The 10,441-nt window shown below is 69.3% G+C and carries 10 protein-coding genes, 1 tRNA gene and 2 pseudogenes; 6 read left to right on the top strand and 7 right to left on the bottom strand.

Translation table 11 applies throughout. The annotated features are described in order from the left end of the window. The 4 genes from C1I98_RS41780 to C1I98_RS28030 form a co-directional block, all read left to right on the top strand. The coding region (locus tag C1I98_RS41780) for a hypothetical protein (protein ID WP_158558212.1) at window positions 1-599 on the top strand (599 nt) is incomplete at its 5' end. Window positions 600-621: 22 nt separating this feature from the next. Then, the gene (gene orn, locus C1I98_RS28040; protein WP_111170410.1) at window positions 622-1,218 is read left to right on the top strand and encodes an oligoribonuclease; all 597 of its coding nucleotides are present in this window, start codon (window positions 622-624) and stop codon (window positions 1,216-1,218) included. A gap of 135 nt (window positions 1,219-1,353) precedes the next feature. Then, a tRNA-His gene (locus C1I98_RS28035) sits at window positions 1,354-1,431 on the top strand. Between the two features lie 151 nt (window positions 1,432-1,582). Continuing rightward, window positions 1,583-1,840 carry a helix-turn-helix domain-containing protein gene (locus C1I98_RS28030; protein ID WP_111170409.1) on the top strand — a complete coding sequence of 86 codons (258 nt, stop codon included), beginning with the start codon at window positions 1,583-1,585 and terminating at the stop codon, window positions 1,838-1,840. Between the two features lie 30 nt (window positions 1,841-1,870). On the opposite strand, the gene lat is transcribed toward C1I98_RS28030, so the two are convergent. Next, window positions 1,871-3,172: an L-lysine 6-transaminase gene (lat, locus tag C1I98_RS28025; protein ID WP_111170408.1), complete on the bottom strand. Its 1,302-nt coding sequence runs from the start codon at window positions 3,170-3,172 to the stop codon at window positions 1,871-1,873. A gap of 387 nt (window positions 3,173-3,559) precedes the next feature. Here lat and C1I98_RS28020 point away from each other — a divergent pair, with 387 nt between their 5' ends. Continuing rightward, entirely contained in the window at window positions 3,560-3,946 is a 387-nt protein-coding gene (locus tag C1I98_RS28020) for a hypothetical protein (protein WP_111170407.1), read from the top strand. A gap of 72 nt (window positions 3,947-4,018) precedes the next feature. Here the strand turns inward: C1I98_RS28020 and C1I98_RS28015 are convergent, their stop codons facing one another. The 6 genes and pseudogenes from C1I98_RS28015 to C1I98_RS27985 form a co-directional block, all read right to left on the bottom strand. Continuing rightward, window positions 4,019-4,225, bottom strand: a complete 207-nt coding sequence (locus C1I98_RS28015; protein ID WP_111170406.1) for a cold-shock protein — start codon at window positions 4,223-4,225, stop codon at window positions 4,019-4,021. A gap of 313 nt (window positions 4,226-4,538) precedes the next feature. Further along, window positions 4,539-4,793 carry a MerR family transcriptional regulator gene (locus C1I98_RS46380; protein WP_438672114.1) on the bottom strand — a complete coding sequence of 85 codons (255 nt, stop codon included), beginning with the start codon at window positions 4,791-4,793 and terminating at the stop codon, window positions 4,539-4,541. 615 nt (window positions 4,794-5,408) lie between these two features. Further along, window positions 5,409-6,049 (bottom strand): annotated as a pseudogene (locus tag C1I98_RS28005) (response regulator). Between the two features lie 314 nt (window positions 6,050-6,363). After that, a pseudogene (locus C1I98_RS27995) lies at window positions 6,364-7,035 on the bottom strand (ABC transporter ATP-binding protein); the annotation flags it as partial. 148 nt (window positions 7,036-7,183) lie between these two features. Continuing rightward, window positions 7,184-7,642 (bottom strand): peptidoglycan-binding domain-containing protein, encoded by a 459-nt coding sequence (locus tag C1I98_RS41775; RefSeq protein ID WP_267898082.1) that lies wholly within the window; start codon window positions 7,640-7,642, stop codon window positions 7,184-7,186. Window positions 7,643-7,988: 346 nt separating this feature from the next. Then, on the bottom strand, window positions 7,989-8,840 hold the full coding sequence (locus tag C1I98_RS27985) for a spermidine synthase (RefSeq protein ID WP_111170411.1): 852 nt from the start codon (window positions 8,838-8,840) through the stop codon (window positions 7,989-7,991). Window positions 8,841-8,931: 91 nt separating this feature from the next. Between C1I98_RS27985 and C1I98_RS27980 the strand changes: the two genes are divergently transcribed. Then, a partial coding sequence (locus C1I98_RS27980) for a penicillin-binding transpeptidase domain-containing protein (protein WP_158558210.1) occupies window positions 8,932-10,441 on the top strand: 1,510 nt, incomplete at its 3' end.

Genomic DNA, 10,441 nt, shown 5'->3' with positions numbered 1-10,441 from the left:
CGCCGAGCCCGCCGCCCTCGCCCAGCCCCACCGCCAGCTCCGAGGAGCTGCCTCGGCCGCAGAACGGCGAGATCGTCGATCCCGGCTCCGGATTCACCTACAAGGTGCCCGAGGGCTCCGACTGGACGGTCCCCGAGCAGCTCAACAACCCCGACAACCCCAACGCACAGAAGTGGTCCAGCGGCATCCAGGCGATGTCGCACAAGGGCTACGAGGCCAGCAAGGACTGGGTCGGCAACATCTACGCGGGCGTGCTGCACAAGGACTTCCCCTACCAGGGCCCGGCGACGCTCAAGCTCTCGGCCGAAACCCTCTGGCAGTACTTCCACCAGAACTTCTACGAGCCCCCGCACAAGACGAAGGTCATCCGCAGCGAGGCCATGGAGGTCGGCGGCAAGCAGGGCTGGGTGCTGGAGTTCGAGCTGGACTTCTCCGAGCAGTCCAAGACGCAGGGCTGGAAGTGGAAGAAGGAACGCGGCGCGCTGGTGCTGGTGGATCGGGAGAACGGCGGCCCGCCGTCCCTGCTCTACACCTCTATTCCGGACAACCTGGACACATCGGTTGTGAAGAACGTCCTCGACTCGCTCAAGATCTCCTGAATGGGGGCACTAGTCTGTCTCTATGAGTGAGCTGCTGGTCTGGATCGACTGTGAGATGACCGGGCTCAACCTCGGCCGTGACGCGCTCGTCGAGGTGGCCTGTGTCGTCACCGACAGCGAGCTCAACCAGCTTGACGAGGGCGTCAACGTGGTCATCAAACCCCCGCCCGAGGCTGTCGAGCAGATGTCGGAGATCGTGCGCGAGATGCACACCGCCTCCGGCCTGCTGCCGGAGCTGGGCGGGGGCGTGACGCTGGCCGAGGCGGAGACCATGGTGCTCGACTACATCAAGGGGCACGTTCCCGAGCCCAAACGGGCTCCGCTGTGCGGCAACTCGATCGCGACGGACCGGTCGTTCCTGGTGCGCGACATGCCCGCGGTGGACGCGTACCTGCACTATCGCATGATCGACGTCTCCTCGGTCAAGGAACTGGTCCGGCGCTGGTATCCACGGGTCTACTTCGCCTCACCGGAGAAGCAGGGCGGCCACCGGGCTTTGGCCGACATCACCGAGAGCATCCGTGAGCTGCGCTACTACCGGGCCGCCGTGTTCGTCCCGCAGCCCGGGCCCGACTCCAGCACCGCCCGCGAGGCGGCCGAGATCATCATGTCCCGCTGATCGCCGCTCCCGGCCGGCGACCGCCTCCGGGAGGCCCGTGCGGGCGCGCCGGAACGGGCGGGACGAAACGCCGGGAAAAACCGCTACACTTCTAGCGTGCCTTCGCGGCGGGCCTGATCCCGCCGCGGCGTACATGGTGGGCGTAGCTCAGTTGGCAGAGCGCCAGGTTGTGGTCCTGGATGTCGTGGGTTCAAGTCCCATCGCTCACCCCCATGGCGGCCGGTCCGATGGACCGGCCGCCAATGTTTTTTGGGCTACCTGACCGACTTCGCCCCCAAAGTTTGATATTGGGAGTTATGCTCGCTGTCAACTAATACGCCGGAAGGGCGGGGGCCGCGGCGACCGATGAGCCACCGGAGGCCGGATGAGAGTCGAAGACCCCGCTTTCGGAGCCGAACGTGCCGACGTGCGGCTCGTCGCGGGTTTGAGCAAGCGTGAGACAGAGGTCATGGAGCTGATCGCGACCGGTCACTCCAACGGTGAGATCGCCCAGCGGCTGTTCCTGAGCGAGAAAACGGTCAAGAACCACGTCAACCGCATCTACGCCAAGCTCGGGGTGGACTCCCGGGGCACCGCGATCGGCCTGTGGCGCGGTACCAGGTCCAGCGAGGAGCGATCCTGACGACCACGGTCCCGGTGGCGTGACGCCCCTTCAGGAGGGGTGGGTCGCCACGACGCCGGAGATCGCGGTCAGGCCCCGCTCGATCTCGGCCGCGGTGACCGACAGCGCCGGGCGCAGGCGCAGCGAGCGCTCCCCGCAGGGGAGCAGCAGGACGCCGCCCTCGTCGCGCACGCGGGCCAGCACGGTGTTCCTGGTCTCGGTGCCGGGCAGGTCGAAGGCGCACATCAGGCCGCGCCCACGGGCCGCCGAGACCAGGTCGGGGCGGTCGGCCTGGATCTTGTGCAGGCCGGCCAGCAGGCGTTCGCCGAGTTCGGCGGCGCGCTGGATGAGGCCGTCCCGCTCGATGATCTCCAGCATGCGCCGCGACCTGACCATGTCGATCAGCCCGCCGCCCCAGGTGGAGTTGATCCGCCCGCTGATCTGGAAGACGTTCCCCGTCACCTCGTCCACCCTGCGGCCCGCCATGATCCCGCCGACCTGGATCTTCTTGGCGAAGGCCACGATGTCGGGGGCGAGGCCGAGCTGCTGGTAGGCCCACGGCGTGCCGGTGAGGCCCGCCCCGGTCTGCACCTCGTCGAGCACGAACAGCGCGTCGTGCTGATGGCAGAGGTCCTGCATCGCGCGCAGGAACTCGGCCCGCATGTGGTTGTCGCCGCCCTCGCCCTGGATGGGCTCGGCGATGAAGCAGGCGATGTCGTGCGGGTGGGCCTCGAACGCGGCCCGCGCCTGGGCCAGCGCCCGCTGCTCGGCGGCCTCCACCCCGCCGGGGGCGTCCCGGTACAGGTTGGTCGCGGGCACCTCGATGCGCGGCCAGTCGAAGGTGGGGAACCGCTCGGTCTTGACCGGGTCGGTGTTGGTGAGCGAGAGGGTGTAGCCGCTGCGCCCGTGGAAGGCGCGGGTGAGGTGCAGCACCTTGGTACCGAGCGCGGGTGAGCGCCCGTGCGCCTCGTTGTGCCTGCTCTTCCAGTCGAAGGCGGTCTTGAGCGCGTTCTCCACGGCGAGCGCGCCCCCCTCGACGAAGAACAGGTGCGGCAACTCCGGGTCGCCCAGCACGCGGGCGAAGGTGTCGGCGAAGTCGGCCAGGTAGGTGGTGTAGAGGTCGGAGTTGGCCGGCTTGTTGGCCGCGACCTTGCCGAGCAGCGCGAGGAACTCCGGATCGTCGTCGAAGGGGTTGATCCCGAGCGGCGCGGAGGCGAAGAACGTGTAGAAGTCGAGGAACCGCCGGCCGGTCCGGCCGTCGTGCAGCCAGGAGCCCTGGCTGCGGTCGAGGTCGGGTTCCAGGTGGAACCCGTCGGTGAGCAGGTGGCGGGATAGCCGGTCGCGTAGATCCATGTCCCCTCCAGAAGCACGCCTTGGCGGCGATCCTTATGATTCCCGGGTACATACGACCATATGCGGAAAATTTACGGCCGACGAGCCCATGAGTAGGAAGATATTCGGCTACCCTCCGATCGACACCGGGCAGTGCCCACTACCCCGGTAGGCCCCGCCGACTCTGCCCTGCATCCCTGAACCTCCTCGGGCCGGCCCGGTATTGCTCGGCGCAGGGGTCATGCTGAGCGCGGCGAACGGTGAGACGACACGGTCGCCTTGCCCGCTACGGAGGATCGGTGCAGCCTACCGATAGACTTGGTACCGACCAGCGGGCGCGAAAGGATGCCGATCATCGCCAGCGCTTCCTTCCCTCCAGACCGGCCGCGGCCGCCCCGGAGCCATGTGATGGAGTCGGCGATCCTGACCGGCCGCCCACTGAGCCCGGCCGACGTCCTCCGCTGGACCTGCCCGCACGATCGCCTCGCCGGGCGGGGCTGCGTCACCTGCTACCAGGCATCGGCCGACGCCGATCCGGCATTGCCGCTGTGGGACGTCGCGGTGTGGTTCACCATCCCCGGACCGATTCCGATCAGGGCGCTCCAGGATGTGCATCGTCACGGCCGCCGTTTCACCCTCGACCAGCCCTCGACGCCTTTGATCTACCTGCTGAGCGGCCAGACGCGGGCCGGTTCGGGCGCGGAGGCGGTGGCGGGTGTGGCCGGATTCCTGCTCCAGAACCGGCACATCGTCCAGGAGTTCACGGTGACGGAGATCCGCGCGATCCACTCCTGACGAACACGCCCCGGCAAAAAAGCCAGGCTCGCACCCATGAGGGTACGAGCCTGGTTCGTGGCAAGACGTTCGTCAGGCGGGAACGATGTTCTCGGCCTGAGGGCCCTTCTGGCCCTGGGTGACGTCGAAGGCCACCTTCTGTCCCTCGCGCAGCTCGCGGTAGCCGCCCTGAGAGACGATGTTGGAGTAGTGGGCGAAGACGTCGGCGCCGCCGCCGTCCTGCTCGATGAAGCCGAAGCCCTTTTCCGCGTTGAACCACTTCACAGTGCCATTAGCCATGTCGATCTCCTCTTGAGAGGTGAAGCCGGAATCCGCACCTTGCGAATTCCGCGTCGCCGTAATAGGCCCACCCGGAGGGACCGGCAAACAAAAATGCACCTGAGGTCACATACCGTCAGGTGCACACAAGCTCTTATGGGTACCAAACTGCAACTGACTTCACTGTATCACACCCCGGCCTCGCATGCCTCACGCTCCAGCACGCCGACGCCCATCGAGCCGTGGAAGGTCGCGCCGGGCAAGTCCACCACCAGCGCGAGGACGGTTTCGCGGCCGGTCCTGGTGACCCCGGCAGGGCCGGGGTCAGGAGCGGTCAGTCGCGCCGGCGTAGTTCTTCGTTGATGCGCAGGGCCTCGGCGAGCTGGTCTTCCAAGATGATGATGCGGCAGGCCGCTTCCAGCGGGGTGCCCTGGTCGACGAGTTCGCGGGCGCGGGAGGCCAGGCGTAGCTGGTAGCGGGAGAAGCGGCGGTGGCCGCCCTCCGAGCGCAGCGGCTCGATCAGCTTGGCGGCGCCGAGGCTGCGCAGGAACGCCGGGGTGACGCCGAGGATCTCGGCGGCCCGGCCCATGCTGTAAGCGGGGTAGTCCTCATCATCGAGCCGCCGTTCGGGGCTGTCGCCCGAGGGGGCCGGGTTGTCGGCCGATTTCGCAAGGGTGTGGCGGGGCCGCTCTCGCCTGGAGCCGGCGGCCGGTGCCGGTGCTGTTTGATTCATTCAACCTTCCCACATGCGAACAGGGGCCCCGGCGCCATTATGCGCCGGGGCCCAGAGGTTCAACACCATCGACCGGTCCTGTTGACCGGTTCACTTGTTCCGCGCCAGCCGCCAGATGCGGGGGTGCGGGGATCGCATAAGCGTGACCGTAGACCACCGTCCTGTTCGTGGAGCTGCGGTACCCGTGCGGCGCCGTACTGCCTGCGACGGGCGATCCTGATGGCGTTCAACACTCCCTTCCGGTTTTCTTCGCACATCGACACAGTCGGACTACGTGTGTCGCTTTCGTGCAACGGCGGCGTGTCCACCGACCTGCCGCCTCTGTCTTACCGTCTCACCGTCCACGTTCGTCCGGGCAGTTCGTCATGGTGCTCGTTCTGGGCTGCCCTCGTGGATGCGTCCCTTGCGATGTCAGAAACACTACCCCGTCCGGCGCGGATGTCTACCGTGACGACTACAGATTTTCTGGTGTCAGCGGTCGTCGTCCAGGACGAGCAGTCCTCGTCGGAAGGCGGTGGCGACGGCGGCCGCGCGGTCGTTGACGCCGAGCTTGCCGTAGATGTGCAGGACGTGGCTCTTGACCGCCTCGCTGATGAACAGCGTGCGGCGGCCTCCCGGTTGGTGGCGCCCTCGGCGATGAGGCGGAGGATCTCCAGCTCCCGGGCGCTCAGTGGGTCGGCGGGGGCGCGGACCTGGCCGAGCAGGCGGGTGGCGACCGATGGGGAGAGTACGGCCTCGCCGCGCGCCGCCGTGCGCACGGCCTGGGCGAGTTCGTCACGGCCGGTGTCCTTGAGGAGGTAGCCGGTGGCCCCGGCCTCGATGGCGGGCAGCACGTCCCGGTCGGTGTCGTAGGTGGTGAGGACGAGGACGCGGGCGGCGATGCCGAGCCGGGCGAGTTCCTTGATCGCCGCGACGCCGTCCATCCTGGGCATGCGGAGATGCATGAGGATCACATCGGGGTTCAGCGCCCGCGCTAGCTCGACCGCCTGAGCGCCGTCCGCGGCCTCGCCGAGCACCTCGAAGGCCGGGTCGCCGGTGAACATGCCACGAATGCCGTCACGGACGATGGGGTGATCGTCGGCGATCAGCAGCCGGATCGGGGCGTCAGCCACGGGCCACCGCCGGGACGCTGGCGGAGATCGCGGTGCCCGCGCCGGGCTCGGACTCGCCGCGACACTGATCGCCGCGATGGCCGTCACCCCGGCGAACCTCCACTTCCCCTTCAGGTATTGCCAGGAGTGGATATATCCGGTGATGCCGAAGAAGCTCGCGCACCACCCGCTCTGCATGCACAGCACGCCGATCAGCGCCACCCGAACACCACCAGGATGAACAGCGGGATGAGCAGAGAGAACATCGCCCCGGGCTCTCGGGTCAGCGGCTTGGTCTCGGCAAGGGCGAGCTTCATCATGATCGATCTATCCCTTCAGCCGAAGGACCGGCCGGGCAGGGCGGTGAACGCGTCTTCCAACGTGCGCTTGTCGATGCGGAGGTCGCTGACAAGGACCTGGTGGCGGGCCAGATGCGCGGTGACCGCTGTGGCGAAGTCGCCCCTGCCCGTGACGACCACCCGGTCTCCCTCCCGGGACACGCCGATCACCCCAGGAAGCCGCGCCAGGTCGATCATGTCCCCGGACATCAGCGTGAACCGCATCTGGTGCTCGCCGCCGACCAGTTCGGCGGGGCTGTCGATCGCCACGACCTCGCCGCGGTTCAGCACGGCGACGCGGTCGCACAGCTCCTCGACCTCGTCCATGAAGTGGCTGACCAGCACCACCGTCACCCCGCCGGCGCGCACGCGCTTGATCAGTTCCCAGGTGGTACGGCGGGCCTGGGGGTCCAGGCCCGTGGTGAGCTCGTCCAGGAACGCCACCCGCGGATTGCCCACCAGCGCCAGCGCGATGAACAACCGCTGCTGCTGACCGCCCGACAGCTTCCCGAACCGGACGTTGCGCTTGTCGGCCAGCCCCCATTCCTCCAGCGGCTCCCGCCAGTCACGGGGGGCGGCGTAGAAGGACGCGTACAGGTCGATCGCCTCCCACACCTTCAGGTTCTCCGGCAACCGGGTCTGCTGGAGCTGCACCCCGATCATCAACCGAACGTTGGATACCGCCGCTTCGGCACATCTGCGCGTACGTCGCTCCGCACCGCCGGGTCACGAGTGGATGACGCCCGCCCCTTGGCCCTTGGGCGGACGGGGGCCGGCGCCCCTGATGGGCGCCGGCCCGGGATCTCGGTGGCGTGCCTCAGGCGGCCGCTCCCACCGGGGCCTTCTCCAGCCAGGCCTCGTCCCAGGTGTGCCGATCGATCTGGCCGGTCACCGGCAGTCCCTTGAACTCCTGGAGTTCCCTGCAGGCCTGCTCGGTCTTGGGGCCGAAGTCGCCGTCTACCGCGAGGTCCGGCCAGCCGCGGTTGTTCACCTGCCGCTGCCACTGGCGCACGAACGGGTTGTCCATGTCGCCCTTCTTCAGGACGCGGTCAGGCGGGGGCTTGGGCTGCGTGCTGTGCGCCTCCCAGGTGGCCTCCCAGGTGATGGGACCGACGATGCCGTCGATTTCCAGACGGTGTTCCATCTGGAAGTTGGCGCACAGGCGCTTGCTCTCCTGCCCGTAGTCACCGTCGACGACGATATGCCAGCCGCGGTTCCGCATCTGCTGTTGCCATTTTCTGACATTCGGGGTCCGCTGGATCGGCGGGTACCTCATGAGCGGTGGTTCGAATGGCGGTGCCGACATTCGCTTTCCCCCTCCTCGTGGTGAAGTGGTGGCGGCCCGGAGAGGGCCGCGTCGATGTAGACCTATCCGGAAATCAGGTCACATTTCCACACCATCACAGGTCAGCAGGGGTGAGTCACCACCCGGAGAGGATTTGACCGGCCCCTTAATACAATGTGACCGATATCACAGCCATCATCCGAAATTCGACACCGCTACCCGCATTTAGCGATCGATTGGAAAAGCATCGAAATGGCGATACCCGATCGGGCCGCACGCCGTCGGCGTTTTACGCGGGGTGTGACCGGCCGATACCCGGCGCTGATGTGGCGGGCGGCTAGGAGCCGAAGACCTCGGGCGGCGGCACCGGCGCGAGCACCGGCTGGCCGTCCCTGATCGGCGCGGCTCCGGCCACGAAGCGGGTCAGATCCTCGCCGTGGACGCACCGGGCCTGGGTGAGGCCGCCCGCCGCGCGCCGGGTGAGACCGGCCACCGGGAGTTCGACCCGCGAGGCGGCGAGGATCAGGTTGCCGAACCTGCGCCCGCGCATCACCCCCGGCTCGGCCAGCAGCACCACGTGCCGGAAGGCCTCGCACACGGTCGCGGCGAACCTGCGGGCGAACGCGAGGCCCTTGCCGTCGGCCAGGTTGACCAGCAGCGTCCCCCGGTGGCGCAGCACGCGGGCGATGTCGCCGAGGTACTCCACGGTGGCCAGTTCGATCGGCATCACCGCGCCGGTGAACGCGTCGAGCACCACGAGGTCGGCCGAGTCGTCCCAGATGCCGCCGATCGCGGCCCGCCCGTCGTCGATCCGCACCTTCAGGCGAGGCACCGACTTGAGCCGCAGCTGGTCGCGGACGAGCTGGATCAGCGCGGCGTCGCGTTCGGCGACGATCTGCCGGGACCCGGGCCGGGAGGCGGCGACATAGCGGGGGATCGTACACGCGCCGCCGCCGATGTGGACGGCGTCCAGCGGCCCTTCCGCGAGCAGGTCGATCACGTCGGCCATCAGCCTGACGTACTCGAAGTCGAGATAGAGCGGGTCGTCCAGATCGACGTAGGACTGCGGGACCCCGTCACAGGTCAACACCCAGCCGCTGGGCCGGTCCAGGTCGCGGAGGAGTTCGACCTCGCCGTAGGACACCGCGTAACGACCCGGCTCGGGCTCGCGGGGGACGCGCCGGGCCATCATGCCGGATCTTTCATGATTGGGTCCTTTTTGCCGTGTTCGTTCTGGTATACCGCTGGGGGACAAGGCCCTCGGAAGAAACCGTATGCCGATGAAGAGGCTGCTCGTACTGCTGACCGTCGTGCTCGCCGTGCTGGGCGGGGCCGGCGTGGTCGCGCTGTACCCGCGGCTGATGCCCGTCAGCGGCGCCCCGGACGAAGTGGCCCGCGCCTACCTGGCCGCCTGGCGGGCCGGTGACCTGGGCGCGATGCGCGGCCTGGTGGCGGACCCGCCCGCCGACTTCGCCGAACGGCACCGGCGCTTGGACGTCGGCCTCCGGGTCGCCTCGCTCACCGTGGAGGCGAAGACGCTGACGCGGGACGGAGAGGAGGCCGCGCGGCTCGCGTTCAAGGGGACCCGGCGGATTCGCGACCTCGGGCCGTGGCCGTTCTCGGGCACGCTGCGGCTGGCGGTCCACGACCGGCGCTGGAAGGTGCTCTGGGGGCCGGAGGTGCTGCATCCCGCGCTGCGGGACGGCGGGTCGCTGCGGCTCACCGAGATCAAGGTGCCCTCCACCGAGCTGCTGACCCGGACCGGCGAGACCATGCCGAAGGACCACGCCGCCGAGCCGTACCTCGCCGAGCTGGGCGGCAGGCTCGGCGAGCCGGTCACCGGCTGGGCGATCGAGGCCGAACGCGCCGGTCAGGCCCGCCGGCTGGTCACCTACCAGCCGGCGGCGAAGCGCAAGGTCCGCACCACACTGTCGCGCCCGGTGCAGGCGGCGGCGGCGCGGGCGCTGGACGGTGTACGGCAGGCCGCCGCGATCGTCGCGGTACGGCCCGGCACCGGGGAGGTCCTGGCCGTCGCCGACCGCCTGGAGCCCGCCGCGCGCGGGGGCGGTGAGCGGCTGCGGCGGGCCGCGTTCGAGGAGGCGTCGCAGCCGGGCGGGGCCTTCCAGGTGGTGACCGCCGCCGCGCTGCTGTCGGCCGGGCTGACACCGCAGAGCGAGGTCGCCTGCCCGCGCGACTTCACGCCGAAGGGAACCCGCCGGATCGCCAACCCGGGCCGGACCGCGTACGGCACGGTCTCACTGGCCAAGGCGCTGGCGCTGTCCTGCGACACGGCGTTCGCCCGGCAGGCCGTGGACCGGCTGGGCGGCGGCAGGCTCGCCGCCCAGGCCGCGGCGCTCGGGTTCGGGCGCAGGCTCGGTTCGGGGGTGCGGGGCACCTGCGGCACGCCCCCCGGCGAGGCTCGCCGCCTGCCGTACGACGCGATCGGGCACGGCACGGTACGCGCCACGCCGCTGTGCATGGCACTGGTCGCGGCAGCGGTGCGGAACGGCACCTGGCACCCGCCCCGGCTCACCGCCGCGCGGACCGCGCGGGCCCTGGACAAGGTACGGCCGAAAAACGTGCCGGTGCCCCGTGACGTGCTGTCCGGCCTGCGCGCGATGTTGCGGGCCGAGGCCGCGCAACGCCGCCTGGCCAAGGGCTCGGCCGGCCACACGGGCGGCACCCGCCCCGGCCCGGGCGGCCGGGCCGACGCCTGGTTCATCGGCTACCGCGGCGACGTCGCCTTCGCCGTCCTGGTCAAGAACGGCGGCCCGCCCCGCGATTCGGCCC

The organism is Spongiactinospora gelatinilytica (assembly GCF_003236385.1).
Classification (GTDB): domain Bacteria; phylum Actinomycetota; class Actinomycetes; order Streptosporangiales; family Streptosporangiaceae; genus Spongiactinospora; species Spongiactinospora gelatinilytica.
This window is presented reverse-complemented; position numbering and strand designations above follow the sequence as displayed.

What these genes read in the sequence shown, in the direction of transcription:
- orn (WP_111170410.1), top strand. Translation starts at nt 622, where the DNA reads ATGAGTGAGCTGCTGGTCTGGATCGACTGTGAGATGACCGGGCTCAAC.
- C1I98_RS28030 (WP_111170409.1), top strand. Translation starts at nt 1,583, where the DNA reads ATGAGAGTCGAAGACCCCGCTTTCGGAGCCGAACGTGCCGACGTGCGG.
- lat (WP_111170408.1), bottom strand. Translation starts at nt 3,172, where the DNA reads ATGGATCTACGCGACCGGCTATCCCGCCACCTGCTCACCGACGGGTTC.
- C1I98_RS28020 (WP_111170407.1), top strand. Translation starts at nt 3,560, where the DNA reads ATGGAGTCGGCGATCCTGACCGGCCGCCCACTGAGCCCGGCCGACGTC.
- C1I98_RS28015 (WP_111170406.1), bottom strand. Translation starts at nt 4,225, where the DNA reads ATGGCTAATGGCACTGTGAAGTGGTTCAACGCGGAAAAGGGCTTCGGC.
- C1I98_RS46380 (WP_438672114.1), bottom strand. Translation starts at nt 4,793, where the DNA reads ATGGGCCGGGCCGCCGAGATCCTCGGCGTCACCCCGGCGTTCCTGCGC.
- C1I98_RS41775 (WP_267898082.1), bottom strand. Translation starts at nt 7,642, where the DNA reads ATGAGGTACCCGCCGATCCAGCGGACCCCGAATGTCAGAAAATGGCAA.
- C1I98_RS27985 (WP_111170411.1), bottom strand. Translation starts at nt 8,840, where the DNA reads ATGGCCCGGCGCGTCCCCCGCGAGCCCGAGCCGGGTCGTTACGCGGTG.